Below are 25,772 nucleotides of genomic sequence, written 5' to 3'. Positions count from 1 at the left end.
TCCCTCCCCTGCGAAGCGGGGGAGGGTCAGGGAGGGGGCAAGGCGGCTCACGGCCTGTACGGCTTCACGGCCAGCGAGCCGGCGACGATCCGGGCGCGCGCCTCGTCCACCGCCTTCTGCATCTCCGGCGTGATCAGCGCCCGGTTGTTGTCGTCGAGCGCCCAGGCCACGCCGTCCTCCTTGAGGCCGAGCACGCGGTGCCCCGCCTTCCAGGTGCCCTCGCGGGCGTCCTTGAAGCAGGCGTAGACCGCGCCGTCCACGCGCTTGACCATGGAGGTCAGCACCTTGCCGGGGTGCAGGTGGTTCTGGTTCGAATCCACGCCGACGCCCAGCTTGCCGGCATCCGCCGCCGCCTGCAGCACGCCCAGGCCGGTGGCGCCGGCAGCGGCGTAGACCACGTCGGCGCCGCGGCCGAACTGGCTCTTGGCCAGTTCCGCGCCGCGCGTCGGGTCGTTCCAGGCGGCGGGCGTGGTGCCGGTCATGTTGACGAACACCTCCGCCCCGGCATTGGCGTGCTTCACCCCCTGCTCGTAGCCGGTGAGGAAGTTGCGGATCAGCGGCACGTCCATGCCGCCGACGAAGCCGACCTTGCCGGTCTTCGAGGCCATCGCCGCCAGGAGGCCGACGAGGAACGAGCCCTCCTCCTCCTTGAAGGTGACGGACTGCACGTTGGGCGCGTCGAGCTTCTCGTCGATCAGGCAGAACCTGGTGTTGGGGAACTCGCGCGCGACCTTCTCCATGGGGGCCGCCTGCGCGAATCCGAGGCCGACCACGACGGTCGCGCCGCGCCGCGCCATGGTGCGCAGGGCCTGCTCGCGCTGCGCCTCGTTGGTCACCTCGAAGTCGCGGTAGGCGACGCCGGTGTCCTTCCTGAACTTTTCGGCGCCGACGTAGGCCGCCTCGTTGAAGGATTTGTCGAACTTGCCGCCCATGTCGTAGACGACGGCCGGCGCGAACTCCTGCGCGCCGGCGGCCGGGATCCAGGCGAGCAGCGCCGCCAGCGTCAGCGTGAACCGCGTCATCACCACCGTTCCTCCTCGGTTTGCGAAAAAGAATAGCCGCGCTTGCGCCACCGGGACAGAGGGCGCGTGACCGCGGTCGGTTGACTTGCCCCCATCGGACGGATATCACGCGGGCACGGCTCCGCCCGCGCGGACCCTGTAGCCTCGGGGAGGACGTTGGTGGTCCAGGAACTGCTGGTGGTGCTGGTGCAGGGGTACGTGCTGGGCATCGCCATCGCAGCCCCCGTCGGCCCCATCGGCCTGCTGTGCATCCGCCGCACCATCCAGCACGGCGTCTTCATGGGCTTTTCCACCGGCATGGGGGCGGCGGTGGCCGACACCATCTACGGCGGCATCGCGGCGTTCGGCGTGTCGGCGGCGCTGGCCTTCCTCGAGGGGCATCAGTTCTGGTTCCGCGTCGTCGGCGGCGTCTTCATGCTGGCCGTGGCCGTGCGCACCTTCCGCCAGCAGCCGGCGGCGGAGGAGCAGGAGGTCGCCAAGGTGCCGGACAGCCGCACCGCCATCGCCGGCTTCATCACCGGGCTGTCGCTGACGCTGACCAACCCGGCGACCATCCTCGCCTTCATCGCGGTGTTCGCCGGATTCGGGCTGGGCGCCAACCTCGGCAAGTTCGACGCCGCCACCATGGTGCTGGGCGTGTTCCTGGGGGCGAGCAGCTGGTGGCTGGCGCTGTCGTCCGGCGTGGCGGCGGTGCGCCACCGCATCACCGACCAGGGGCTGACGGTGCTCAACCACTGCACCGGGGTGGGTCTGGCGTGCTTCGGCCTGTGGGCGCTGGGGACGGCGTTCACCGGCATCGGGTCGGCTGGGTGGTGAGGATCTCCTCGCCCGGGCGGCCGCCGCGCAGCGCGTGGAAATGCATGGCCAGCCGGACCACGTAGACCCCGATCAGCAGGACCACCAGGCCGATGGTGAACCACCCCACCAGGTCGGCGATGCGCGGCCACGTTGCCAGCATGTAGCCGCTCCACGCCAGCACGAACGTCCACGCGACCGAGCCAACGCCGGAGGCGAGGCCGTAGCGCCACACCGGCATGTTGCAGGCGCCGGCGGGGATGGAGATCAGGGTGCGCAGCCCGGGGATCGGCTGGCAGAACAGCACGGCGAGGTCGCCGCGCTGGCCGAACCAGCGGGTGGCGCGCTTCACCTGCTTCGGCCGCACCGTCAGCCAGTGGCCGTAGCGCCTGAGGAAGCGCTCGAACCGGTCGGCCGGCATCAGCCGGCTGGGCAGGTACCAGACCAGCTGCCCGACCATCGAGCCCAGCCCGCCGGCCAGCGCCACGGCGTACAGGTTGTACTCGCCGGCGGCGGCGCCCAGGCCGGCCAGCGGGATCACCGTCTCGGCCGGGACCGGCGGCACGACGCGGGCGAGCACCAGGAGCAGGAAGATCCCCACGTACCCCATGGAGTGCATCACATCGACCAGCCACTCGGTCATGCCAATCTCCGCTTGTCCGGCGAAGGAGCAACAAAGCCGATGGGTGCGGGTTCCCGAGGGCGTCAGGCGAGGGCCGGCGTGACGTCGGTCCGGGAGAAGTCGCCGCCCTTGAACAGCAGCGGCAGGTCCAGGGATTTGGCCAGCGCGTAGGATGCGCAGTCGCCCATGTTCAGGCCGGCGGGGTGGCGGCCCTTCCCGAAACGGATGAAGGCGTCGCGGGCGATGGCGGCGAGATCGGCGTCGAAGGGGGCGATCTCGACGCCCATGGCCCTGAGAACGGCATCAAGGCCATCGCCGGTATCGGTCGCACTGCGCCCGATGGTCACCATGGCCGCCTCGAAAACGCTCACGGCACAGACGAGCCGGCCATTCGCATCGGCTATGACCTGCTCAAAGCGGGCCTTTTCAGGTTCTTCCCTCAGGATGGCGATCAGGGCCGACGTATCGATGACGATCACGCTGGCAATCCGTTCTCATCATACAGATCGTCTTCCGAGAAATCGGGATTGACCGCCGGGTACTTCCTGTTGAATTCGTCCACCGCTTCCCGGATGGAGCGCAACCGCTCCGCCACCTCCTCCGGGCTGCACTTCTTCAGGTGCCGGACGCCGCCGTAGATGAACTCCACGCCCGCCGCCTCCAGCGCCGCCCGGACCTGGGCGAAGGTCGAGGGGGCGACCGCCGACATCCCATGTTCGGACTCCAGCCGGCGCAGCGTGGCGACGGAGACGTGTGCGCGCGCCGCCAGTTCCCGTTGCTCGAGGCGGAGCAGCGCGCGGGCGGCGCGGATCTGTTCGGGCGTGACCATCTTCATGAGCGATAAATATCACCCGTGAGCGATAGCGTTCAAGGCCGGGAGGTGCGGACGGGCGCGGGGGTGGGGGGAAGCTGCGCCCGTCCGTCCTTCCGCAGGCCGTCGCGCGGGGGTGGACGGCCTGTAGCGGCGGTTGCCGTGCGCTAACGATGCCGGCCGGGGCGGGACCGGTCCAATTGTCTTTTCCAACCGGTGTGATAGGAAGCAGCGATGATCGAAGCCGTGACGCTGCGCCAGCTGCGCTACCTGGTATCCGTCGCCGACACGCTGCACTTCGGCCGCGCGGCCGAGCGCTGCCACGTCAGCCAGCCCAGCCTGTCGGCGCAGATCCAGCAGCTGGAGGACGTGCTGGGCGTGCAGCTGGTGGAGCGCACCCAGCGCCGCGTGCTGCTCACCCCGGCCGGGCGCGACGCGGTGACACGGGCGCGCCGGATCCTGGGCGAGATGAGCGACCTCGCGGCCGCCGCGCGCAGCGCCGCAACACCGCTGGGCGGCGAGCTGCGGCTGGGGGCGATCCCGACGCTGGCGCCCTACTACCTGCCACGGGTGCTGCCCGATCTCCGCCATGACCACCCGGACCTGAAGCTGTTCCTGCGCGAGGACCTGACCGGGCGGCTGCTCGACTTGCTGAAGGCCGGAGCGCTGGATGCGGTGCTGCTGGCGCTGCCGGTGGACGAGCCGGGGCTGGAGCACGCCGCGGTGTTCGACGAGCCCTTCGCCGTCGCCCTGCCCGCCGGCCACCCCCTGGCCGCGCGCCCGGCGCTGACCGAGCGCGACCTGGGCGGCGAACGGCTGCTGCTGCTGGAGGAAGGGCACTGCTTCCGCGACCAGGCGCTGGCGGTGTGCCATCGGGCCGGCGGGCCGGACCGCGACGGCTTTTCCGGCACCTCGCTGGCCACGCTGTGCGAGATGGTCGCCGGCCGCATCGGCGTCACGCTGCTGCCGGAGCTGGCCCGCGCGCGGGCGCCTGAGGGCGTGGAGACCCGCCCCTTCGCCGAGCCGCGGCCGGCCCGGCGCCTCGGTCTGGCGTGGCGCAAGGGCAGCCCGCGCGGGGCGGAATTGCAGCAGTTGGCGGCGTACCTGCGCCGGCACCTGCCGGACGGCGTCGCAGCGGCGGAATAGGCGTCAGCCGGCGACCCAGCCGGCGATGCCGGCCAGTGTCAGCGCCCACAGGACGAGCACGACGCGCAGGGCGCGCAGTTCGCCGGCGAGGCGGCGTTCCATGACCACGCGCGTGCGGCCCATGGCGGCCAGACGCGCATCGACGTCGAGCAGGCGTTGCGTGGTGAGGGAGCGATAGGCGTGCATGCCGCCAGCCTAGGGCGGCGGCGTGGCGGCGCGGTGTGGCCTTCGCGGGATCTTTTACGCGCCGGCCGTCTCGTCCAGCAGCTCGCGCACCGCCTCGGCGAGCACCTCCGGGCGGTAGGGCTTCTGCAGCAGGCGGAAGCCCTCCTTCTCCGCGGTGCTGGCGGCGTTGGAGTAGCCGGTGGTCAGCAGCACCGGCATCGCCGGGAAGCGCTCGCGCACCCGCCGCGCCAGGTCGAGGCCGTTCATGCTGCCGGGCATCACGATGTCGGAGAACACCAGGTCGAAGCGCCTGCCGTTGGACAGCGCCTCCAGCGCGCGGTCGGCGTTCTCGGCGTACACGACGCTGTAGCCGAAGCCCTCCAGCAGCGTGGTGGCGGTGCGGCCGATCTCCGGGCTGTCCTCGACCAGCAGGATGGTGCCGCCGGCCGGCCGCGGGCTTTGCGCCGGGGTGGCGGCGGCCTGGGCCGCCCCTTCGCCGCTGCGCGGCAGGTAGAGGGTGATGGCGGTTCCCTCCCCCGGCCGGCTGTCCAGCCCCACCGTGCCGCCGGCCTGGGTGGCGAAGCCGTAGACCTGGCTGAGGCCCAGGCCGGTGCCCTTGCCGACATCCTTGGTGGTGAAGAACGGGTCGAAGACGCGGTCCTGGATGTCCGTGTCGATGCCGCAGCCGGTGTCGGCCAGGGTGAGCGCCACGAAGTCGCCGCGGAGGCCCCCCGGCCCGTCGCCGCCGAGCGTCACGTTGCGGGTGCGCACGGTCAGCCGGCCGCCGTCCGGCATGGCGTCGCGGGCGTTGACCGCGAGGTTGAGCACCGCCAGCTCCATCTGCGCGCGATCCGCCTTCGCCGGCCACAGGCCGGACATCAGGTCGGTGTCGATGGCGATGTCGCCGCGCAGCGAACGCTTCAGCATGCCGTCCACCATCGGCCCCAAGGCGGCGTTGACGTCGAACACCTCCGGCTTGACCGCGTGCTGGCGCGAGAAGGTCAGGAGTTGCTGCGTCAGCTGCCCGCCGCGGTAGGCGGCCTGCATGGCGGTGTCGATGAAGGGCGCCGCCGGGCCGGGTTCGCCGCCGCGCGACTGCGCGAGGTAGAGGTTGCTGGTGATCACCATCAGCAGGTTGTTGAAGTCGTGCGCGATGCCGCCGGCGATCTGGCCCAGCATCTCCAGGCGCTGGATCTTCTGCAGGATGGCCTCGGCGTGCTGGCGGCGCTCCACCTCGGCGGCGACGCGGGCGAGCGCCACGCGCTCGGCGCGCGCCTTGCGCACCACCAGCCACGACACCAGCGCCAGCAGCAGCGCCGAGGGCACCGCGAACAGCGCGTAGAACAGCACCTGCGAGCGCCACTCGGCCAGGATCCAGCCGATGGACCGGCCGTACAGGACATACACCGGGAAGTCGCCGACCTTGCGGTAGGCGTACAGCCGCTCCACCCCGTCGCCCTGCGACTGCGTCCGGAACACGCCGCCGGCCGGAGCGGCGGCGACGGCGCGCATGAAACCGCTCTCGGGCGTCAGCTTGACGGCCGTCGGCGGCCCCGGGTAACGCGCCAGCATGGTGCCGTCGGCGCGCACCAGCGACACCGCGTCGCCGGGGGTGGCTACCACCTGCGCGAAGAACTCGGTGAACTCGGCGACGTAGACCGAGGCGAGGATGCTGCCGTCGTAGCTCCCCTCCGACGCCGAGCGGCTGCGCGCCACGTTGAACGCCAGCTTGCCGGTGGTGCGCCCGGGATAGGTCGCGCTGATGAAGCGCGTCTCGCCGCTCTTGAGCGTCAGGTGGTAATCGCGGTCGGAGACGTCGGAGGCCGGCACCGGAAAGAAGCGGCTGCTGCCGGCGATCCGGCCGGCGGCGTCGACGAGCCACAGGCTGCCCACCTGCGGGAAGGCGTGCTCGACCCGCTCCAGATAGCGGTGGACCTCCGGCGTGGCGGTGATCCCCGGCCACGGACGCCCGGCGATGTACTGGTCGATCTCGTCCAGCACGAAGGCGTAGGTCTCGAACAGGCGCAGCGTGTGCTCGTAGACCACGGAGTTGGACCGGTCGACGTGCCGCTCGGCCTCCGCAAAGCCCTCGCCGTAGTCCCGCCACGCCACCACCGCGAGCAGCAGCAGCGGCACCGTGAACGAGAACAGCAGCAGGATCCAGAGGTCGCGTGCGGACCGTCGGTAGGGCATGTCGGAGGAACGTCTTGACTTCTTTGAGTTGCGTGAAAATTAGCAGATCAAGACCGCCCGTCATTACGACATTGGGAAGGCGTATCCCATACGAATGTATGAGTCATAGCGCTTTCGCCCGGTCCGGATCGCCCTACAGCCGCTTGCGCAGCAGGACGCTGCCGCCCTCGTGCGGCAGGCGCTCATCCCAGGGAATCGCCGCCACCTCCACCTCGATGTAGCCGTGCCGGGCGTAGAGGCGGCGGGCCGGGGCGTTGTCGGCCCAGACATGCAGCGTGATGCGGTCGAAGCCGCCGCTGCGCGCGCGGCCCTCGACCCAGTCCAGCAAGCGCCCGGCGATGCCCCGCCGCCGCCATGGCGGCGCCACCGCCAGGGCGGACAGGAAGTAGCTGCCCCAGTCCTGCGCCGCGTCGAAGCTCCGGATGTGCGCCAGCCGCTCGGGCGGCAGGTAGCTGCGGTCGACGCTGCGCATCCAGTCGGCCGGATAGGCGTGCGCGGTGCCGACGACGGCGCCGCCGTCCAACGCCACCGCGCAGTGCCGGTGCGAGAACGAGCCCTCGCGCGCCGCCAGCCCCGGCATCAGCATGTCGGCCACCGCCATGCCCGGCACCACGCCGTCGAGCAGGAACTGGTAGATGCCGCCGCCGGCCTCGACCATCAGCGGCGCCACCGCGGGGGCGTCGTCGGGGTCGGCGGGGCGGATCAGGATCTCGGCGGTCATGGCGGCCTCGTGCGTGCCCCTTACCGAGTAACGCAGAGCAGGGCCGCACGCCAGCCCGTTCCGCGTCGGTTGACCGGACGGACGATCGCGGCTAGGGTCACCGGCATGAACGTCGCGCCGCTGTCCCCGACTCTTCGAATTAGCGGCCCGGTCCTCCTCTGAGGGCCGGGAACCAACCGCCGCACTCCTTCGAAGACCGTCCAGGGAAAGCCCGTGCCATGCCGGCCGTTCAGACCGTTTCCGTCCTGCCCGCCCCCGCCGAGACCCGCGCCACCGATCCGGGGCGCTGCGTGACCTTCGCCGTGCGCGCCGACGCCGATCCCGGCGCGCTGCCGCGCGTGCTGGAGCTGTTCGCCAAGCGCGGCCTGGTGCCCACCGCGCTGCGCAGCGAGCTGCTGCCGGAAGCCGGCATGCTCGACATCAGCGTCGAGGTGGTCGGCATGGTGCGCGCCGAGTCCGACCACGTGGCCAACTGCCTGCGCGCCATCCCGCTGGTCGGCCACGTGCTGACGGCGGAGCGGACGGTGGCCTGATCAGGCCACCCCGCCCTTCTTCTCCTCGTCCACCGGCGCCTCGGCCGCGGGGGCCTCGCCCTCGGCCGGGGCCTGGATGTCGGCGGCGGCGCGCTGCAGCTTGCGGAACTGGCGCAGCGACACCGGGATCAGAGCCACGTAGGCGATGCCGAGCAGGATCAGCGTCCACCAGGGCTGCGCCACCAGGAACGCGGCGAGCAGGCCGACGCCGACCAGCGCCGGCACCACGTAGTCGGTCGGCACCCGCATGCCCTTGCCGGAGAAGGTCGGCAGCGTCGACACCAGCAGCAACGCCATCGCCAGCGTCCACGGCACCACCAGCACCGGGTGGCTAACCAGCGCCGGGTCCACCTCGAATCCGGCGACCATGGGCAGCAGCACCAGCCCCGCCCCGGCCGGCGCCGGCACGCCGGTGAAGTAGTTGAAGGCCCACGGCGGCAGGTCCGGCGCGCCGAGGCGCGAGTTGAAGCGGGCCAGCCGCAGCGCCATGCACACCGCGTAGGCCAGCGCCGCGATCCAGCCGAAGCTGCCGGCCGAGCCCAGCGCCCACAGGTACATCATGATCGCCGGGGCGACGCCGAAGCTGACCACGTCGGACAGGCTGTCCAGCTCGGCGCCGAACTTGCTCTGGCCGTTCAGCAGGCGGGCGATGCGGCCGTCCAGCGCGTCGAGGATGGCGGCGGTCACCACCGATACCACCGCCGGGCGCCACTGCCCGTCGATGGCGAAGCGGATCGCCGTCAGGCCGGCGCACAGCGCCAGCACGGTCAGCACGTTGGGCAGCAGGTGGTTGATCGACAGGCCCTTGAGCCGCGGGTGCACCCGGCGCGGGTGCCGCTTGCGGAACACCCCGGGCTTGAAGGCGCCCGGCTTGAAGACGGGCGGCCGTTTCATCGGCGGATCTCCCCCGTCCGCTGCGGTTCGCTCGACTCCAGGTCGGCAAGGACAGTCTCGCCGCCGATCGCCAGCTGCCCGACGCAGACCAGCGGCGCCACGCCGTCCGGCAGGTAGATGTCGGTGCGGCTGCCGAAGCGGATCAGGCCGAAGCGCTCGCCCGCCTTCACCGCCTGCTTGGGCTTCAGATGGCAGATGATGCGGCGCGCCACCAGGCCGGCGATCTGCACGTAGGCGATCTCCCGCCCGTCCGGCAGGCGGTGGCGGATCGCCATGCGCTCGTTCTCGGCGCTGGCCTTGTCGAGCGCGGCGTTGAGGAAGGCGCCGGGGTGATACTCGGCGGCCACCACCTCGCCGTCGGCCGGCACGCGGTTGACGTGCACGTTGAAGACGTTGAGGAAGATCGAGATGCGGGTGCGCGGCTCCGGCCCCATGCCCAGCTCGGGCGGCGGGACGGCGGGCACGATCATGGTGACGCGGCCGTCGGCCGGGCTGACCAGCAGTCCGGAGCGGGAGGGCGTCACGCGCTCGGGGTCGCGGAAGAAGTAGACGCACCAGGCGGTCAGCACGAGGCCGATCCAGCCCAGCGGCGCCGCGACGGCAAGGCCGAGGACGGCCGAGACCACCGCGAAGATCGCGATGAACGGCCAGCCGGCGCGGTGGATGGGAACGAGTACGGTGTCGATGGCGCTCATCGCCGGTCACATGTCCTTTGACGTGAAGCGGCGCATGATAGTCGCAGCACCCCGCCCTTTACAGAATTTTAGCGGCATGCCGCGAAGCTTCGGTCTCCGCCGCCGTCAGGACTGCGTCCCGCCCCATGACCGTTCCCGCCGCCGCCCGTCTCGACGCCTTGCGCGCCCTGGCCCAGGTCGCCGAGGGCGCGCTGCCGCTCGGCCTCAGCGCCGTGACCATGACGGCCGACGGCGTGCCGTCGATCCGCCCGCCGCAGCCGGTGAAGCTGAACTTCTTCGCCGACGGCCTGCCCTTCCACGCCGCGGTCAGCCCCGAGGGCGACGGCGCGGTCTGCCAGATCTGGGCGGAGGTCGGCCACATCCCCTACACCGCGCAGGCGCCGGAGCGGCGGCGCAAGCTGCTGGCCGCGCTGCGCGCCATGCCGAAGCTGGAGCGCGCCCGATTCGTCGTGCAGGACCAGAAGATCCTGCTGGCCTCGGAGACCCGGCACGCGGGCGCGGTGACGGCGGAAGACCTGATGTGCGAGACGGTGGCGCTGATCCAGGAGGGGCGGCCATTCCTCAGGATTCTCGGGGAGTGGCTGTAAGCGTCAGCCTACCGCATCGAGCACTCTCTTGGCCGTCATCCCCGCGAAGGCGGGGATCCAGAAAACCTTGCCGCGCCTCGACTTTGCAAAGCCGCCTGGATCCCCGCCTTCGCGGGGATGACGAATTGAAAGGCTCTTGAGCGCAGATCGCCTCACCCCTTCGGCACCGCCGCCGGCAGGCTGAAGATCTGCCCGGGATAGATCAGGTCGGGATCGCGGATCTGCGAGCGGTTGGCTTCGTAGATCGTCGTGTAGCGCAGCCCGTCGCCGTAGGTGCGCCGGGCGATGCGCCACAGGCTGTTGCCGGGCTGGACCACCAGCGACTGGCCGTCCGGCAGGTTCTTCGGGACTTCCGACACCTGCACCGGCAGCTCGACGCGCGCCATCACCTTGCCGGTCTCCGTCACCTGGTCGGCGCGCAGCGCGTAGATGCCCGGGTCGATCGGACGCTGCGGGCTGAGGCGCCAGTGGCCGTCGGGGTCGGTGGCGGCCCGACCGACCAGGATGTTGTCGAGGTAGAGCTGCACCGAACTGCCCGGCTGCGCGCGACCGCCCATGGCGACGCGGCCGGCCGAGTCGTAGTCCATCGTCTCCACCGACACGCCGCCGGGCGGCAGCGGCGGCAGGGCGCGGGTGGAGGAGCCGCCGGGGGACGGAGCCACCTTCGCCGATTCAACGCGTGGTGTTTCAACGGTGGACGGCGGCGGCGCCTGCAGGACGGTGCTGGCGCCCGCCCCCTCGCGCGGCACGGCGACGGCCATCGCCGGGGCGGGCGGCGCGTCGCGCGCCGGCTCGGGCACCACCAGCACGACGACGCGCTCGGCCTGCACCGAGTCGCCGTTCAGGCGGGCGGTCAGGCTCAGCTCGCGGCTGCCGGGCGACAGCGGGGACGCGGGCAGCAGCACCCACTCGCCGCGGCGGTCGGCGCTGACCTCGCCGAGCGGGCGGTTGCCGTCGAACACCGTCACCACCGATCCCGGCGCGGCGCGGCCGGCGATCACCGCCTCGCCGCCGGGGGTGACGCGCACCACGTCGAAAGTCGGAGCCGGCGGAGTCGCGGGCTTGGCGGCGGGCGGTGCCGGAGCGGGCGGCGGGGCGAGCGTGGCCGGGACGACCGGCTTCGGGCCGGCGGAGTCCGGGGCTGCGGGTTTGGTTTCGGGGGCCGCAGGCAGCGCCGCCTGCAGCGCGGCGGGGGCGATGGCGACCGCCTCGTCGCGGGCCGTGGGTGACATCAGGCCGTAGGTCGCCGCGGCGACCGCCAGGACCGCGCCCAATCCGCCGCCGAGAAGGACAAGCTGTTTCACCGCCGCACCGTATGCTGGCGGACGCCATAGCAAGCGCCCGAAACATACGAGTATCGGTAAGTCCTCCGCGCCGATCAACGGCCGTCTGCGCCGTTGGGCAACTATTCCGTATACCGACGGCGCGTCACGGAACCGACGGCAGCGACTTCAGGTAGACGGCGATGGCCCGGCGGTCCGCCGGGGTGAGCTTGGAGGTGGAGTTGCGCACCACCTCGGCCATGGAGCCGCCGACGAAGTCGCCGTCCGGCAGCATGCCCATCTCCAGCGCCGCCTCGACATCGCCCTGCGACCAGTCGGCCAGGCCCTTCGGACCGGGGCGCAGGTTGGGCACCTTGTCGCCCTCCGGCCCCTGCGGGTTGCCGGCCAGCGCACGCGCGGAATCGACGCCGCCCATCCAGCCGCGCGGGCTGTGGCACTCGCCGCAGTGGCCCAGCGCCTCGACCAGGTAGCGGCCGCGGTTCCACTCGGCGGGCCTGGCGGGGTCGTCCTTCAGCGGCCCCTCCTCCAGGTACAGCGTCTGCCAGACCGGCAGCAGGAAGCGCCAGCCGAAGGGCGCCGACAGATCGTGCGGCCGGTTCGCCGCCGGGCTGGCCGGGCGGCTGGACAGGTAGGCCTTGAGGTCGGCGACGTCGCGGTCGCTCATCCGCGTGTAGGAGGTGTAGGGGAAGGCCGGGAACAGCGGCTCCCCCTCCCTGCCGTGGCCGGAGCGGAGCGCGCGGGCGAAGTCGGCGTCGGTCCAGCGGCCGATGCCGTGCACCGGGTCGGGGGTGATGTTCGGGCTGTAGAAGGTGCCGAAGGGCGTCTTCAGCGGACGCCCGCCGGCCAGCGGCGCGCCGCCGCCCTTCTCGTTGGTGTGGCAGCCCAGGCAGCCGGCGGCGTCGAAGACGTATTCGCCGCGCCGCACCGGGTCGGGCGAGGCGGGATCGCCCGCCCGCGCGGCGACCGGGGTCAGCAGGCCGAGGAGAAGGAGAACGGCGGCGCGCATCGGGCGGCTTAGTTCTTCTTGATGCGGAAGTCCTCGTGGCAGGCGGCGCAGGCCTTGCCGGCCGCCTGCTGCGCCTGGGCGATCTGCGCCTTCTCGCCGGTCATCGCGGCGGTGACCAGCTTGTCGGCAGCCGGCTTGACGTCCACCCACTGCTGCTGCGCCTTCGGCAGGTTCTGCCACAGTTCCGGCTTGGCGGCGCTCTCGGCGACCGGGGCGGCGGTGCCCGGCGGGAACAGCGCGGTGAAGTCGCCCTTCGCCGCCTCGTCGATCTGCGCGGCGGCCTTCTGCACGTCCTCGACGGTGCCGCCCTCGCCCTTGAGGAACTTGCCGATGGTCTGCATGCCGCCGCCGAACTTCTTCATGTGCTGCTGCCGGGCCTTGACCAGTTCCTCCGGCGTCGCGGCCGGGGCGGCCGGCGCGAAGGCGAGGAACAGGCCCGCCGATACGGCGACGGCGAAAACGGCGTGGAGCGTGCGGTGGATCATGGTGGCTCTCTCCCTGTTTGTGTCACGGTGGACGCCGGGTTGACGCCCGGGGCCGGCGTGTTATTCCACCGAGGATGGTGCCGTCGGCAACGCGGCCGGCGCCAATCACAGGATCGTGATGAAACCGACGATGGTGGGTGCGATGAAGACGCCGAATTCCGTGTGCGTGTACTGCGGCTCGTCGAGCCGGGTCGCGGACGTCCACAAGGCCGCGGCGCACGCGCTGGGCGCCGGGCTGGCCGAGCGCGGCATCCGGCTGGTCTACGGCGGCGGCCGGGTCGGGCTGATGGGCATCCTGGCCGACGCCGCCATCGCCGCGCACGGCGAGGTGGTCGGCATCATCCCCGAGCACATCAAGGTGATGGAGGTCGAGCACACCGGCCTGGCCGAGTTGCATGTGGTCGACAGCATGCACACCCGCAAGCGCATGATGGTCGAGCGTTCGGACGCCTTCATCGTGCTGCCCGGCGGCATGGGCACGCTGGACGAGACGTTCGAGGTGCTGACCTGGAAGCAGCTGCGCCTGCACGACAAGCCGGTGGTGATCGTCGATGTCGAGGGGTACTGGGCACCGCTGCTGGCGCTGATCGACACCATGGTCGAGGAGGGCTTCTGCCGGGAGGAGCACCGCCGCCTGTTCACCGTGGTGAAGCGGGTGGAGGACGTGTTCACGGCGCTGGACCGCGCCCCGGAACCGTCGGCCCCGGCGGACACCAAGTGGCTGTAGCCGCCGCGCGCGACAACGTGGGCTGCGCCGCCCGCCGCGCCTTCCTTCCCCGGGGGGCCGGTGATATAAGACCGCCGAACCTACGCCCAGCCGTGCGGGCCGCCCCCTACGTCAGCCAGGACCAGGGCGCCCCGGACGGTCACGCCCGCTGGATGGCGCCTGGCGCCCAAGGATAACGACAGCCCTGACCCCAAGGGGAGACCTCGTACCCATGACCAAGATCAAAGTCGCGAACCCGGTCGTCGAGCTTGACGGCGACGAGATGACCCGGATCATCTGGCAGTTCATCAAGGACAAGCTGATCCTGCCGTACCTCGACATCGATCTGAAGTACTATGATCTCGGCATCGAGAACCGCGACAAGACCGACGACAAGGTGACCGTCGAGTCGGCCAAGGCGATCCAGCAGTACGGCGTCGGCGTGAAGTGCGCGACCATCACCCCCGACGAGGCGCGCGTCAAGGAATTCACCCTCAAGAAGATGTGGAAGTCGCCGAACGGCACGATCCGCAACATCATCGGCGGCACCGTCTTCCGCGAGCCGATCGTCTGCAACAACGTGCCGCGCTACGTCCCCGGCTGGACCAAGCCGATCATCATCGGCCGCCACGCCTTCGGCGACCAGTACAAGGCCACCGACTTCAAGGTTCCGGGCGCGGGCAAGCTGACCATCAAGTGGACGCCCGAGGGCGGCGGCGAGCCGATCGAGCACGAGGTCTACGACTTCCCCGGCGCCGGCGTGGCGATGGGCATGTACAACCTCGACGAGTCGATTGAGGGCTTCGCGCATTCCAGCTTCCTGTACGGCCTGGAGCGCAACTACTCGGTCTACCTGTCGACCAAGAACACCATTCTCAAGGCCTACGACGGCCGCTTCAAGGACATCTTCCAGGAGGTGTTCGACCGCGACTACGCGGCGAAGTTCAAGGAGAAGGGCCTGGTCTACGAGCACCGCCTGATCGACGACATGGTCGCCTCGGCGCTGAAGTGGGAAGGCGGCTTCGTGTGGGCCTGCAAGAACTACGACGGCGACGTGGAGTCGGACGTGGTGGCGCAGGGCTTCGGCTCGCTGGGCCTGATGACCTCGGTGCTGATCACGCCGGACGGCAAGACCGTCGAGGCCGAGGCCGCGCACGGCACGGTGACCCGCCACTACCGCGAGCACCAGAAGGGCAAGGAGACCTCGACCAACCCGATCGCCTCGATCTACGCCTGGACGCAGGGCCTCGCCTACCGCGGCAAGTTCGACGGCACGCCCGATGTGGTCAAGTTCGCCCAGACGCTGGAGCGCGTCTGCGTCGAGACCGTCGAGTCCGGCTACATGACCAAGGACCTCGCCATCCTCATCGGCCCGGAGCAGCCCTGGCTGACCACCAAGCAGTTCCTCGACAAGCTGGACGAGAACCTGCAGAAGAAGATGGCCGCCTGGGCGTAACCTTCGGGTGCGACACCATGGCCCCTCTCCCTTGAGGGGCGTTTCGGCGGAAAAGGTGGGGGAACGACCGTTCCCCCCGGACTCCTGAAAAGGACTCCTGAAAAGCCCGGGGCGAGCGCTCCGGGCTTTTTTTCATGCTGATCCATAACCTGAGGGAAGAGATGCCCAACAGCACTTTCTGCGTCGCCGTCATCGGTGCCGGCGAGACCGGCACCCCGCTTCTGCAGCAGCTTCTCAGCGCGCCGTTCGTCCGCGTGCTGGGGGTGGCCGACCTCGATCCGGACGCGCCGGGCATGAATCTCGCGCGCGACCACGACGTGCCGACCACCACCGATTTCATGGACCTCGCGCGCATGGGCGAGGACCTCGACGTGCTGATCGACGTCACCGGCGTGCCGCTGGTGCGCGAGGCGCTGCGCCAGCACATGCAGGACACCGACAACCACCGCACCATCATCATGCACGAGGTGATCGTGCAGCTGATGCTCTCCCTGTCGAAGGGCGAGCTGGTGCGGCTGAAGCATGGCGACGTGGAGTATTGAGACTTTCCCTCTGAAACCGTCATGGCCGGGCTTGTCCCGGGCATGACGGCTATCAAGAGGATACGAAAAACAAAAGCGGCCCCGAACCAGGGCCGCTTTTCGTTTTCCGGACGGGAGACTGTCGCTCGGGCGTCAGGCGACGCCGACGCTGCGGTCCTCGTCGCGCTTCTTGCTGGAGGAGGTCGGCTGGTAGGCCACCGCCGCGTGCTCCGCGCAGTACGGCAGGCCGGCCAGCGCCGTCTTGCCGCAGAAGTGGAAATCCTGGTGCTTGGGGTCGCCCACCGGCCACTTGCACATGCGCTCGGTCAGGCTGAGGATCGTGGCCCCCCGGCTCGGCTTCTTCTTGATGGGCGACGGGCGCCCGGAGAGGCCAAGGCGGTGCGCCTTGCCGATCACGGCGTTGCGGCTGATGTCGCCGAGCATGTCGGCGATCTCGCTGGCGCTCAGCCCCTGCGCCCAGAGATCCTTAAGCTGTTGAACCCGCTCGTCCGTCCAACTCATCCCCTGTCTCCAAACTTGGTCCGGTTGCCCGTGCCTTGGCCGGTGGCTATAGCCATAAGGCTGATAAGCCATTTTCCATAAGGCTCAATATTTTGTGCCGACCGGGGAGGAAGCTACCAGATGGAGCCCGCAAGGGATAGAGGGTGCCAGCAACATTCCTGTGCATAACTCCCTGGGTCCTACGAGTTCAGAGCCCGGTAGACGTCCTCGGCTATTCCGGAGAGGGTAACCCGGTCGAGTTCGCCCGTCAGGGCCCAAGCTAACCCATTGTCGCGCCAATAAAAAGCTTGGACGTTGCCGTCGTGCGCAAATCGGAACGATGTGTCCGCCGGGTCACGGGTCGGCCGGGCATACAGGGTGATGCGGCGACCGGTCGCATCCTGATACATCAGTTGGGCCGCCGGGCCGTCGGTGTCCGACAGCAGCCGCCCGCCCACCAGTTCGTAGCCGCGCCCGGCGAGGCGGGGAGCGCGCAGCGGCTTGCCGAGCCGCTTGCCGAGCCACGTCACGAGGTGCTCCTCCTGGTCGGCGCCGACCTCGACGGGGTGGCGCACCTCGGCGGCGAAGACGCGGTGGGCGGCGACGGCCTCGGCGACGAAGGCGCGGGACGACGGGGCGCCGGGCGCGCTCCAGCCGTGCGCCAGCCAGCCGGCGGCCCCACCCGCCACGAAGGCGAGCAGCGACGCCGCCAGCGCCAGCCACGGCAGCGCGCGGTGGCGCCGGCTGAAGGGCGGCTTCAGGCGGTCGGGCAGCGGCCGGTCGATCAACGGGGCAAAGGCGCGGGCGGTCATCGTCCGCTGCGCGCGGTAGCTGGCGAAGCGGTGGGCGACCTCGGGGTGGTCGTCCAGGTAGCGGCGCACCGCGTCCCGCCGGTCGTCGGGCAGTTCGCCGTCGAGCCACGCGTGCAGCTCGGCCTCCGTCACGGGCTCCTCCTCGGGGGTGGTCATTTGATTCTCCTCAGCGGCCGCTCCTCGCCGCCTTCCAGCAGCGCGCGCAGCCGTTCACGGGCGCGGGCGAGCCGCGACATCACGGTGCCGATTGGCACCTCCAGCACCTCGGCGACCTCGCGGTAGGACAGGCCTTCCACGCCGGTCAGCAGCAGGATGCGGCGGTGCTCCTCGGACAGTTGCCCAAAGGCGCGGACGAAGTCGCGAACCGCGCCGCGGTCGGCGGGCGGGGTGCTGAGCGCCACGTCGTCGGCGAAGTCCTCCACCGGCGTCTCGTGCCCCCGCCGCCGCCGCCAGCGGATGCCGCTGACGTGCAGGTTGTGCAGGATCGACAGCAGCCAGCCGCCGAGCCGGCTCGGGTCGCGCAGCGCATGGCGGTTGGCCAGCGCCTTCTCCACGCAGTCCTGCACGAGGTCGTCGGCGTCCGCGAGGTTCCCCACCAGCGCCGCGGCGTAGCGGCGCAGGCGCGGCACGTGCGCCGCGATGGCGCGGTCGTCGATGTCGTCGGCTGCTGGCATGGCTCCGGTCCCCCGCTCTGCAAGGACGCACCCGCAGCCCATGTTATTCCGTGGACGCGCGCGTCAAGCGCATAGGGGGTAGATCTTTCGGCCGGAGCTACGTCGCCGAGAACCCCGCCTTGCCGTCGAAGTTGCAGAGGTTCTCGGTCTGGATGAAGTCCAGGCCGGCCACCGCGAGGCGGTCGAGCAGCGCCACGATGTCGCGGTGGACGATCGGCTCGCCGCGCACCAGGAAGCGGCAGCGCCAGTGATCGGTGCAGAAGGTGCCGGCGTTGCCGTCCGGCCAGACGGTCTGGCTGCGGTTGGAGATGCTCGACAGCTCCAGCGCCGGGCCGGCCAGCGGCTGCACGCGGGCCGCCAGGTCGTCCGGCCCGCCATCCGACCAGTGCAGGAAGACGTCCACCCCGACCAGCTCCTTCACCGCCGGCGCCCGGCCGGAGGGACGCAGCGCGGTGTCGAAGCTGGGGCGGGTGACGGCGTAGCTGACGCCGGGCAGCGTCTTCGGGAACTGGCCGAGGCGCTCGATCACCGCGTCGGCGAAGGCCTGCGTGCCGACGCGCAGACGGCTCATGCCGCGCGAGAAGATGTCGGCGGTGTGGATGCCGTCCTCGATGGTGCGCAGCCATGCGTTGTGCACGCGCGCCGCCACGTCGCCCTGGCCGATGTGCACGAGCATCATCACGGATGCCATCAGCAGGCCCGAGGGGTTCGCCACCCCCTGCCCGGCCAGCGCCGGGGCGGCGCCGTGCAGCGCCTCGAACATGGCGCAGCGGTCGCCGATGTTGGCGGAGCCGGCCAGCCCGATCGACCCGGTGATCTGCGCCGCGATGTCGGAGACGATGTCGCCGTACAGGTTGAGGGTGACGATGACGTCGAAGCGCTCGGGCTGGTCGGCGAGGCGGGCGGCGCCGATGTCGACGATCAGGTGGTCGGCCTTGATCTCCGGGTACTCGGCGGCGACCTCCTGGAAGGTGCGCAGGAACAGCCCGTCGGACATCTTCATGATGTTGTCCTTCACCAGGGCCGTCACCTTGCGGCGGCGGTTGGCGCGAGCGTACTCGAAGGCGTAGCGGACGATGCGCTCCGAGCCCGGCTGCGACACCAGCTTGACCGACTGGATCACGTCGTCGGTCTGGCGGTGCTCGATGCCGGTGTAGAGGTCCTCCTCGTTCTCGCGGATGATCACCACGTCCATGCGAGGGTGCCGGGTGCGGACATAGGGGTGGTGCGAGACGCAGGGGCGGACGTTGGCGAACAGCCCCAGCGCGGTGCGCGCCGTGACGTTCAGCGACTTGAACCCCGGCCCCTGCGGCGTCACCACCGGCCCCTTGAGGAAGACGCGGGTGCGCCGGATCGACGCCCAGCCGTCCGGCCCCAGCCCGCCGCCGTGGCCGCGGCGGTACACGGCCTCGCCCGCCGGCACCTCCTCCACCTTGAGGCGCGCGCCGGCCGCATCCAGGATGTGCAGCACCGCGTCCGCGACCTCCGGACCGATGCCGTCGCCTCTGGCCAACGTGATGGGGGTGGCGTCCGCCATGTGGATAAGTCTCCTTCGCGCTGCGACCCTAGCCGCAAAGCGAGCGGCCATGCAACGGAAGCGCGACGCGGCTTGACGCTGGCGTGAGCGGCGCCACGTCGCTTGCCGCGATGACCGGCATCACGAGCACCCCCTCCCCTTTCGACGGCCTGCCCTCGGCCGTGGCCGGCCTGGAGCCGCCGCGCACGGCGTTTGCGGCCCTGCCGGCGGCGGTCCGGCGCGAGTTGCGCGTCGATCAGGTCGGCGAGCTGGTGGCGGTGCGGCTGTACGACGGCGCGCTGGCCGGCAGCCGCGCCCCGGACGTGCGGCGCTTTGCCGCCGGACACCGGCGCATCGAGCGGGCGCATCTGGCGCTGTTCGAGGCGTACCTGCCGCGAGAGGCGCGCAGCCGGCTGGGCGGGTTCTGGCGGCTGGCCGGGTGGTTGCTCGGCTGGGTGCCGGCGCGGCTGGGGCCGGCGGCGCTGTACGCCGTGGTCGCCGGGGTGGAGCGCTGGGTGGACGGGCACTACGCGCGGCAGATCGCGCTCGTGCGGCGGCTGGCGCCGGACCCGGAGCTGCTGCGCGTGCTGGAGGCCTGCCGCAACGACGAGGCGAGGCATGCGGAGGACGCGGAGGAACTCTACCCGGATGCGCCGTGGTGGGCGCGGGTGCTGGCCGGGGTGGCGGTGGGGTGCTCGCGGGCGGGGGTGGTGGTGGCGCGGTGGGTGTGAGGTTCCAACGTTGGACCGTTGGCTCAGCCTAAGACTGCGCTCTGGGGTCCGGAAGGGCGCGGATGCCGCGCCCTTCCACCCTCTTCACAAGACAGAAACCCCGTACGCCTCGGTGAACGCCGCTGCAGCGTATTCGTTGGATGCATGTGCGAACCCACCGTCACCCCACGGGATGTCCCAACTGTTCCGGACAATGAACCTGTTCTTGTCGTATCCGACGAGCGCCACGGCATGCCCGCCGCCCGCTGTCGCCGCATCGTAGACGTTCAAAACGCCGTTGGTGTGGCTGGCGTTGTTCCACGTCGCATCGACATTCAAGCGGACCAGGACGGGACCGTTGAAGGCGATCCATTGCCGCCACTTCTCAGGCGAACGACCAAGGTTGATGTAGTTCTCGATCTTCAGCTTTGACGCGATGGCATAGAAGGTGCGCGCTTCGCCCTGGAAAAGAGTGGGAGGATTGAACGGCAGGACGCGGTCAGTCACCGCGCCATAACGGCGGGCGATGTCCAGTGCGGCCTTGAGGCTGGTCCCATCCGCTTCGATAAACGTGGTAGGAGACGACAAGAATTCGTCCGTTTCCTTCGCCGCCATCCAAATGAACCTTGGTGACAGCATCTCCGAAGATTGAAGCCTCCCTGCCTTAACGAAATGCCAGCGAAGGACCGAGTCTGCTGTCGCCCAGCCTACGCAAGATCCGGTAGAGCCCTGATCGCCGATCGTCCACCACGCTTCGCGCAGATCCTTTGATGCCGGCGGCGCGGCGGCAGCCGTCAACTCGGCCGCCGCGGCATGCTCGAACATCCAGTCCTGCTCCGTATCCCGCGACGGAAGACAGTTCAGTATGCGGACAACACCGTCGCTCCTGGTAACCGCTTCTTCGGCCGGGCCGATGCGCGGGGCGGGCTTGGTCGCAGCGCGAGTGCGTTCGGCTCTGCTCAGCGTCTTTACCATGATTCCCCCCTTTGTCGATTGCCATGCCGATTGCTATACGCAACAGCACAGCAAAAATATTCGCGAGGAATCACAACAATCTCAACAGACAAATCAAACGCAACATACCGTAGTATGTTGATTATCAGAAGACTATACCAAATAGTGACCCTACCTCACCAGTTCCCGCATCGCCGCATCCAGCCCCTCCAGCGTCAGCGGGTACATGCGGCCGCCCATCAGGCGCTGCAGGATCCGCGTGCTCTCCATGTATTGCCAGTGCCTCTCCGGCACCGGGTTCAGCCACACCGCCTTCTGGTAGACTGACAGAACCCGCTGCAGCCAGACCTGCCCGGCCTCCTCGTTCCAGTGCTCGACGCTGCCGCCGGGGTGGGTGATCTCGTACGGGCTCATCGCCGCGTCGCCGACGAAGACCAGCTTGTAGTCCGCCGGATAGGTGTGCAGCACGTCCCAGGTCGGGGTGCGCTCGGCTTGGCGCCGGTGGTTGTCCTTCCACAGGCTCTCGTAGACGCAGTTGTGGAAGTAGAAGTGCTCCAGGTGCTTGAACTCGGTCCGCACGGCGGAGAACAGCTCCTCGCACAGGCGGATGTGGTCGTCCATCGAGCCGCCGATGTCCAGGAACAGCAGCACCTTCACCGCGTTGTGCCGCTCCGGCACCAGCTTCAGGTCCAGCCAGCCGGCGTTGTTGGCGGTGGCGCGGATGGTGCCGGGCAGGTCCAGCTCGCTGGCCGCCCCGGTGCGGGCGAACTTGCGCAGGCGCCGCAGCGCCACCTTGATGTTGCGGGTGCCGAGTTCCACCGAATCGTCGAGGTTCCTGAACTCGCGCTTGTCCCACACCTTCACGGCGCGGCGGTGGCGGGATTCCTTCTGGCCGATGCGCACGCCCTCGGGGTTGTAGCCGTAGGCGCCGAAGGGCGAGGTGCCGGCGGTGCCGACCCATTTCGAGCCGCCCTGGTGCCGCCCCTTCTGCTCGGCCAACCGTTGCGCCAGCGTCTCCATCAGCTTCTGCCAGCCGCCCAGCGCCTGGACCTGCGCCTTCTCCTCGTCGGTCAGGAAGCGCTCGGCCAGCTTGCGCAGCCATTCCTCGGGCAGGTCGACGACCGGCACCTCCTCGCCGTCCGGCGGCGGCTCGCCGATGCCCTTGAAGACGTGGCCGAACACCCGGTCGAAGCGGTCGAGGTTGCGCTCGTCCTTCACCAGGCAGGAGCGGCTGAGGTAGTAGAAATCCTCCACGCTGCAGTCGGCCAGCCCACGCTTCATGGCCTCCATCAGCGTCAGGTATTCCTTCAGCGACACTGGCACGCCGGCTTGGCGCAGCTCGAAAAAGAAGTTCGTGAACAATGGCGTTCTCCCCGCGGGGGCGGCATTATAGCGCATCCTCAGGAAAACAGCGCATGAACCCTCTCGTCCAGTTCGCCGTCGCCCTCGACTTCGCCGCCGGCAAGCACACCGACCACCGCCGCAAAGGCGTGCGCGGCGAACCCTACGTCAACCACCTGATCGAGGTGGCGCGCCTCGTCGCCCAGGCGACCAACGGCCAGGACCCGAACGCGGTCGTTGCCGCCGTGCTGCACGACACGCTGGAGGACACCGACGCCACCCGCGAGGAGTTGGAGGAGCATTTCGGCGCCGAGATCGCCTCCATCGTCGCCGAGGTCACCGACGACAAGCGCCTGACCAAGGACGAGCGCAAGCAGCGGCAGGTGGACTCCGCCCCGCACGCCTCGCACCGCGCCAAGCTGGTGAAGCTGGCCGACAAGATCAGCAACCTGCGCTCCATGCAGACCAGCCCCCCCAACGCCTGGACGCTGGAGCGCAAGATCGAATACTTCGAGTGGGCCGCCCGCGTGGTGGAGGGCCTGCGCGGCATCAACGCCGACCTGGAGGCGCTGTTCGACGCCGCCTACCGCGACGGGCTGGACCAGCTCCGCGGCAAAAAGTCCTGATCCGCCATTGCGATAGCTCAATGTGACTTGGTCACAGACGGCGTACATTAGGGAAATCTAGAACGGATCGAAAGCCGAGCCTCCCCGGCACGAGGATCCCATGTCCCTGAGCACGCACGCCGCTTCCAATCCCTCGGCCGCGGACGAACCCGGCCGCCACTGGTTCATCAATCGCCCCAAGGTCTACCCCGCCGCGGTGACGGGCACCTTCCGCCGGCTGAAATGGGCGGCGGTGATCGTCCTGCTGGCGATCTACTACCTCACGCCGTGGATCCGCTGGGACCGCGGCCCGGGCATCCCCGACCAGGCGGTGCTGGTCGATATGCCCGGCCGGCGCCTGTATTTCTTCTTCATCGAGATCTGGCCGCAGGAGGTCTACTACCTGACCGGCCTGCTGATCCTCGCCGCCATCGGGCTGTTTGGCGCCACCACGCTGTTCGGCCGCGTCTGGTGCGGCTACGCCTGCTGGCAGACGGTGTGGACCGACCTGTTCATCTGGGTCGAGACGAAGATCGAGGGTAGCCGCACCGAGCGCATCCGTCTCGACAAGGCGCCGATGACGCCGAACAAGGCGCTGCGCAAGACCGCCAAGCACATAGCCTGGATGCTGATCGGCGTCGCCACCGGCGGGGCCTGGGTGTTCTACTTCAACGACGCGCCGACGCTGATGCGCGATCTGCTGGCAGGCCAGGCCTCCGCCACCGTGCTGGGCTTCGCGGCGCTGTTCAGCGCCACCTGCTATTTCTTCGCCGGCTGGGCGCGCGAGCAGGTGTGCATCTACGTCTGCCCGTGGCGCAGCTTCCAGTCGGCCATGGTGGACGAGGACACCTACATCGTCACCTACCAGGACTGGCGCGGCGAAGGCCGCCGCCCGCTGCGCAAGTCGCAGGGCTGGGGCGAGCGCGAGGCCGAGGGCTACGGCGACTGCATCGACTGCAAGGTGTGCGTCCACGTCTGCCCGACGGGCACCGACATCAGGAAGGGGCAGCAGATCTCCTGCATCGGCTGCGGCCTGTGCGTGGACGCCTGCAACGACGTGATGGCCCAGATCGGCCGGCCGCGCGACCTGATCCTGTTCGACACCCAGAACGACCAGGTGGCGAAAGCGCAGGGCAAGATCGTCAAGCCGCGCGTCGTCCGGCCGCGCACCATCGTCTACGGCCTGATCCTGCTGACGGTGGCCAGCGCCATGTTCGTCAGCCTGATGATGCGGGCGACCGTGGACGTCAACGTGCTGCGCGACCGCGCGCCGCTGTTCGTCGCGCTGTCGGACGGCTCGGTGCAGAACGCCTACACCGTCAAGGTGCTGAACAAGACGCACGATCCGCGCACCTACACCCTGGCGCTCCAGGGGCTCGACAACGCGGAGCTGTCGGCCGCCAGCCTGGAGGGGCATGGGAACACGCTGACGATCACCGCCGGACCGGATTCGGTGGCGACCTACCGGGTGTTCGTGAAGCTGCCGCAGGACAAGGCGAAGAGCGGGTCCACGGACGTGACGCTCATGGTCACCGAGACGGGGACCGGTGAGGTCGGAACGCACAAGAGCGTGTTCATGGCGCCGTAGAAGGAAAGCGAGGGAGGCACTGCCTCCCTCGCGCTCCCTCCGCCAAGGGCCGCAGGCCCTTGGATCCCGTCAGCGGCCCTCGCGCCGCGCGATGAACGCCAACCGCTCCAGCAGGTGCACGTCCTGCTCGTTCTTCAGCAGCGCGCCGCACAGCGGCGGGATGAGCTTGCGGGCGTCCTTGGCGCGCAGCGTCTCGGGGTCCACGTCCTCGACCATCAGGAGCTTGATCCAGTCCAGCAGTTCAGAGGTGGAGGGCTTCTTCTTCAGGCCCGGCACCTCGCGCAGGTCGTAGAACAGCGCCATCGCCTCGCGCAGCAGGGCCGGCTTCAGGCCGGGGTAGTGCACCTCGACGATCCGCTCCATGGTCTCCTTGTCGGGGAAGCGGATGTAGTGGAAGAAGCAGCGGCGCAGGAAGGCGTCCGGCAGTTCCTTCTCGTTGTTCGAGGTGATGAGGATGATCGGGCGCTGCCGGGCCTTGACGGTCTGCCGCGTCTCGTAGACGTGGAACTCCATGCGGTCGAGTTCGAGCAGCAGGTCGTTGGGGAACTCGATGTCGGCCTTGTCGATCTCGTCGATCAGCAGGACCGGCGCCTCCGGCATCTCGAAGGCCTCCCACAGCTTGCCGCGCACGATGTAGTTGGCGATGTCGTGCACCCGCTCCTCGCCGAGCTGGGAGTCGCGCAGACGGCTGACCGCGTCGTACTCGTACAGGCCCTGCTGCGCCTTGGTGGTCGACTTGATGTGCCAGGGGATGAGGGGCTTGTTCAGGGCCCGGGCGATCTCCTGCGCCAGCACGGTCTTGCCGGTGCCGGGCTCGCCCTTGACCAGCAGCGGGCGTTCCAGCGTGATCGCCGCGTTGACCGCCACCATCAGGTCCTCGGTGGCGACGTAGGTGTCGGTGCCGGTGAAACGCATCGAATCCGTCCCGTTCTTTTCGCTTGGGCCTGCAACCATCCAGGATTGCGCCTATCCTTTCAAGAGACGAACCGTTCGGAACGTTCCAAGAGGGAGGACAGGCATGGGCGAGTTCTGGCCGGAATACCTCGCCGAACACCGCAACCCGGTCAACCGCGCGCTGCACGTGACCGGCACCATGCTGGCCACCGGGCTGCTGGTGGGGGCGGTCGTCCTGTGGGACTGGCGGCTGCTGGCGGCGGCGCCGGTGGCGGGCTACGGTTTTGCCTGGTTCGGGCACTTCGTGGTCGAGAGGAACCGGCCGAAGACGTTCGAGGCGCCGTTCAAGTCGCTCGCCGGGGACTTCCGCATGGCGGGGCTGGCGCTGTGCGGGCGGCTGGGGAGCGAGATGGAGCGGTACGGTGTCGCCGACTCTGGCCCCCACCCTAACCCTCCCCCGCTCCGCAGGGGAGGGCTTTAGGGGCTGGCGGCGGAGTTCCCTCCCCTGCGAAGCGGGGGAGGGTTAGGGTGGGGGC

General features: G+C 69.8%; 30 protein-coding genes. 11 read left to right on the top strand and 19 right to left on the bottom strand.

Annotated features, from left to right (window positions below):
• Positions 1 to 47 precede the first annotated feature (47 nt).
• A complete protein-coding gene (locus TSO221_RS00425) occupies positions 48 to 1,022 on the bottom strand; it encodes a BMP family ABC transporter substrate-binding protein (RefSeq protein ID WP_109116503.1) in 975 nt (324 codons plus the stop codon).
• A gap of 159 nt (positions 1,023 to 1,181) precedes the next feature.
• Between TSO221_RS00425 and TSO221_RS00420 the strand changes: the two genes are divergently transcribed.
• Positions 1,182 to 1,838 carry a LysE family transporter gene (locus TSO221_RS00420; protein ID WP_109116502.1) on the top strand — a complete coding sequence of 219 codons (657 nt, stop codon included), beginning with the start codon at positions 1,182 to 1,184 and terminating at the stop codon, positions 1,836 to 1,838.
• Here the strand turns inward: TSO221_RS00420 and TSO221_RS00415 are convergent.
• From TSO221_RS00415 to TSO221_RS35855, 3 genes are all read right to left on the bottom strand, one after another.
• Positions 1,810 to 2,460, bottom strand: coding sequence for a DedA family protein (locus TSO221_RS00415; RefSeq protein ID WP_109116501.1), 651 nt, complete (start codon positions 2,458 to 2,460; stop codon positions 1,810 to 1,812). The two genes, TSO221_RS00420 and TSO221_RS00415, sit on opposite strands and share 29 nt — an antisense overlap.
• A 62-nt stretch (positions 2,461 to 2,522) precedes the next feature.
• Complete coding sequence (locus TSO221_RS00410; protein ID WP_109116500.1) at positions 2,523 to 2,918, bottom strand: type II toxin-antitoxin system VapC family toxin; 396 nt, start codon at positions 2,916 to 2,918, stop codon at positions 2,523 to 2,525.
• Positions 2,915 to 3,274 carry a helix-turn-helix transcriptional regulator gene (locus TSO221_RS35855; protein ID WP_199229344.1) on the bottom strand — a complete coding sequence of 120 codons (360 nt, stop codon included), beginning with the start codon at positions 3,272 to 3,274 and terminating at the stop codon, positions 2,915 to 2,917. The genes TSO221_RS00410 and TSO221_RS35855 overlap by 4 nt, the downstream gene beginning before the upstream one ends.
• Before the next feature lie 210 nt (positions 3,275 to 3,484).
• On the opposite strand from TSO221_RS35855, the gene TSO221_RS00400 reads away from it, so the two are divergent.
• Positions 3,485 to 4,396 carry a LysR substrate-binding domain-containing protein gene (locus TSO221_RS00400; protein WP_199229343.1) on the top strand — a complete coding sequence of 304 codons (912 nt, stop codon included), beginning with the start codon at positions 3,485 to 3,487 and terminating at the stop codon, positions 4,394 to 4,396.
• A 3-nt stretch (positions 4,397 to 4,399) separates the two neighbouring features.
• Here the strand turns inward: TSO221_RS00400 and TSO221_RS00395 are convergent, their stop codons facing one another.
• From TSO221_RS00395 to TSO221_RS00385, 3 genes are all read right to left on the bottom strand, one after another.
• Positions 4,400 to 4,582, bottom strand: coding sequence for a hypothetical protein (locus tag TSO221_RS00395; RefSeq protein ID WP_109116499.1), 183 nt, complete (start codon positions 4,580 to 4,582; stop codon positions 4,400 to 4,402).
• A 54-nt stretch (positions 4,583 to 4,636) separates the two neighbouring features.
• Complete coding sequence (locus TSO221_RS00390; RefSeq protein WP_109116498.1) at positions 4,637 to 6,754, bottom strand: hybrid sensor histidine kinase/response regulator; 2,118 nt, start codon at positions 6,752 to 6,754, stop codon at positions 4,637 to 4,639.
• Positions 6,755 to 6,887: 133 nt separating this feature from the next.
• A complete protein-coding gene (locus tag TSO221_RS00385) occupies positions 6,888 to 7,475 on the bottom strand; it encodes a GNAT family N-acetyltransferase (protein ID WP_109116497.1) in 588 nt (195 codons plus the stop codon).
• 218 nt (positions 7,476 to 7,693) lie between these two features.
• On the opposite strand from TSO221_RS00385, the gene TSO221_RS00380 reads away from it, so the two are divergent.
• Positions 7,694 to 8,008, top strand: coding sequence for a hypothetical protein (locus tag TSO221_RS00380; protein WP_109116496.1), 315 nt, complete (start codon positions 7,694 to 7,696; stop codon positions 8,006 to 8,008).
• Here TSO221_RS00380 and TSO221_RS00375 read toward each other — a convergent pair whose 3' ends face one another.
• Positions 8,009 to 8,902: a phosphatidylcholine/phosphatidylserine synthase gene (locus TSO221_RS00375; protein WP_109116495.1), complete on the bottom strand. Its 894-nt coding sequence runs from the start codon at positions 8,900 to 8,902 to the stop codon at positions 8,009 to 8,011.
• Positions 8,899 to 9,597, bottom strand: coding sequence for a phosphatidylserine decarboxylase (locus TSO221_RS00370; protein ID WP_109116494.1), 699 nt, complete (start codon positions 9,595 to 9,597; stop codon positions 8,899 to 8,901). The genes TSO221_RS00375 and TSO221_RS00370 overlap by 4 nt, the downstream gene beginning before the upstream one ends.
• Positions 9,598 to 9,722: 125 nt before the next feature.
• On the opposite strand from TSO221_RS00370, the gene TSO221_RS00365 reads away from it, so the two are divergent.
• Positions 9,723 to 10,184: a hypothetical protein gene (locus TSO221_RS00365; RefSeq protein ID WP_199229342.1), complete on the top strand. Its 462-nt coding sequence runs from the start codon at positions 9,723 to 9,725 to the stop codon at positions 10,182 to 10,184.
• Positions 10,185 to 10,336: 152 nt separating this feature from the next.
• Here TSO221_RS00365 and TSO221_RS00360 read toward each other — a convergent pair whose 3' ends face one another.
• The 3 genes from TSO221_RS00360 to TSO221_RS00350 all read right to left on the bottom strand — a co-directional run bounded on the left by TSO221_RS00360 (position 10,337) and on the right by TSO221_RS00350 (position 12,958).
• Entirely contained in the window at positions 10,337 to 11,488 is a 1,152-nt protein-coding gene (locus TSO221_RS00360; RefSeq protein ID WP_247877853.1) for a LysM peptidoglycan-binding domain-containing protein, read from the bottom strand.
• 124 nt (positions 11,489 to 11,612) lie between these two features.
• A complete protein-coding gene (locus TSO221_RS00355; protein WP_109116493.1) occupies positions 11,613 to 12,473 on the bottom strand; it encodes a cytochrome c in 861 nt (286 codons plus the stop codon).
• An 8-nt stretch (positions 12,474 to 12,481) separates the two neighbouring features.
• Positions 12,482 to 12,958 carry a cytochrome c gene (locus tag TSO221_RS00350; protein ID WP_109116492.1) on the bottom strand — a complete coding sequence of 159 codons (477 nt, stop codon included), beginning with the start codon at positions 12,956 to 12,958 and terminating at the stop codon, positions 12,482 to 12,484.
• A gap of 142 nt (positions 12,959 to 13,100) precedes the next feature.
• Between TSO221_RS00350 and TSO221_RS00345 the strand changes: the two genes are divergently transcribed.
• The 3 genes from TSO221_RS00345 (at position 13,101) to TSO221_RS00335 (ending at position 15,662) form a co-directional block, all read left to right on the top strand.
• Entirely contained in the window at positions 13,101 to 13,685 is a 585-nt protein-coding gene (locus TSO221_RS00345) for a TIGR00730 family Rossman fold protein (RefSeq protein ID WP_109116553.1), read from the top strand.
• 211 nt (positions 13,686 to 13,896) lie between these two features.
• Complete coding sequence (locus tag TSO221_RS00340) at positions 13,897 to 15,120, top strand: NADP-dependent isocitrate dehydrogenase (protein ID WP_109116491.1); 1,224 nt, start codon at positions 13,897 to 13,899, stop codon at positions 15,118 to 15,120.
• A 161-nt stretch (positions 15,121 to 15,281) separates the two neighbouring features.
• Complete coding sequence (locus TSO221_RS00335) at positions 15,282 to 15,662, top strand: oxidoreductase (protein ID WP_109116490.1); 381 nt, start codon at positions 15,282 to 15,284, stop codon at positions 15,660 to 15,662.
• A 132-nt stretch (positions 15,663 to 15,794) separates the two neighbouring features.
• Here TSO221_RS00335 and TSO221_RS00330 read toward each other — a convergent pair whose 3' ends face one another.
• The 4 genes from TSO221_RS00330 to TSO221_RS00315 form a co-directional block, all read right to left on the bottom strand.
• The gene (locus TSO221_RS00330; RefSeq protein WP_109116489.1) at positions 15,795 to 16,163 is read right to left on the bottom strand and encodes a GcrA family cell cycle regulator; all 369 of its coding nucleotides are present in this window, start codon (positions 16,161 to 16,163) and stop codon (positions 15,795 to 15,797) included.
• 179 nt (positions 16,164 to 16,342) lie between these two features.
• Positions 16,343 to 17,110 carry an anti-sigma factor gene (locus TSO221_RS00325; RefSeq protein WP_109116488.1) on the bottom strand — a complete coding sequence of 256 codons (768 nt, stop codon included), beginning with the start codon at positions 17,108 to 17,110 and terminating at the stop codon, positions 16,343 to 16,345.
• The gene (locus TSO221_RS00320; RefSeq protein WP_109116487.1) at positions 17,107 to 17,628 is read right to left on the bottom strand and encodes an RNA polymerase sigma factor; all 522 of its coding nucleotides are present in this window, start codon (positions 17,626 to 17,628) and stop codon (positions 17,107 to 17,109) included. Before TSO221_RS00320 ends, TSO221_RS00325 begins: the two co-directional genes overlap by 4 nt.
• Positions 17,629 to 17,725: 97 nt before the next feature.
• Positions 17,726 to 19,165: an NADP-dependent isocitrate dehydrogenase gene (locus tag TSO221_RS00315; RefSeq protein WP_109116486.1), complete on the bottom strand. Its 1,440-nt coding sequence runs from the start codon at positions 19,163 to 19,165 to the stop codon at positions 17,726 to 17,728.
• A gap of 83 nt (positions 19,166 to 19,248) precedes the next feature.
• Between TSO221_RS00315 and TSO221_RS00310 the strand changes: the two genes are divergently transcribed.
• On the top strand, positions 19,249 to 19,875 hold the full coding sequence (locus TSO221_RS00310; protein WP_247877852.1) for a demethoxyubiquinone hydroxylase family protein: 627 nt from the start codon (positions 19,249 to 19,251) through the stop codon (positions 19,873 to 19,875).
• A gap of 84 nt (positions 19,876 to 19,959) precedes the next feature.
• Here the strand turns inward: TSO221_RS00310 and TSO221_RS00305 are convergent, their stop codons facing one another.
• Positions 19,960 to 20,829 (bottom strand): C1 family peptidase, encoded by an 870-nt coding sequence (locus tag TSO221_RS00305; protein WP_199229341.1) that lies wholly within the window; start codon positions 20,827 to 20,829, stop codon positions 19,960 to 19,962.
• A gap of 150 nt (positions 20,830 to 20,979) precedes the next feature.
• Positions 20,980 to 22,170 (bottom strand): VWA domain-containing protein, encoded by a 1,191-nt coding sequence (locus tag TSO221_RS00300; RefSeq protein WP_109116484.1) that lies wholly within the window; start codon positions 22,168 to 22,170, stop codon positions 20,980 to 20,982.
• Positions 22,171 to 22,223: 53 nt separating this feature from the next.
• On the opposite strand from TSO221_RS00300, the gene TSO221_RS00295 reads away from it, so the two are divergent.
• Entirely contained in the window at positions 22,224 to 22,775 is a 552-nt protein-coding gene (locus TSO221_RS00295; RefSeq protein WP_109116483.1) for an HD domain-containing protein, read from the top strand.
• A 100-nt stretch (positions 22,776 to 22,875) separates the two neighbouring features.
• Positions 22,876 to 24,342: a cytochrome c oxidase accessory protein CcoG gene (gene ccoG, locus TSO221_RS00290; RefSeq protein WP_109116482.1), complete on the top strand. Its 1,467-nt coding sequence runs from the start codon at positions 22,876 to 22,878 to the stop codon at positions 24,340 to 24,342.
• A 69-nt stretch (positions 24,343 to 24,411) separates the two neighbouring features.
• On the opposite strand, the gene TSO221_RS00285 is transcribed toward ccoG, so the two are convergent.
• Complete coding sequence (locus TSO221_RS00285; RefSeq protein WP_109116481.1) at positions 24,412 to 25,257, bottom strand: MoxR family ATPase; 846 nt, start codon at positions 25,255 to 25,257, stop codon at positions 24,412 to 24,414.
• Between the two features lie 103 nt (positions 25,258 to 25,360).
• Between TSO221_RS00285 and TSO221_RS00280 the strand changes: the two genes are divergently transcribed.
• Positions 25,361 to 25,717, top strand: coding sequence for a DUF962 domain-containing protein (locus TSO221_RS00280; RefSeq protein ID WP_109116480.1), 357 nt, complete (start codon positions 25,361 to 25,363; stop codon positions 25,715 to 25,717).
• Positions 25,718 to 25,772 lie beyond the last annotated feature (55 nt).

The sequence above is a fragment of the Azospirillum sp. TSO22-1 genome (assembly GCF_003116015.1).
Taxonomy (GTDB): Bacteria; Pseudomonadota; Alphaproteobacteria; order Azospirillales; family Azospirillaceae; genus Azospirillum.
Note: the sequence above shows the minus strand (reverse complement) of the source record. Positions and strands in the feature narration are given on the sequence as shown.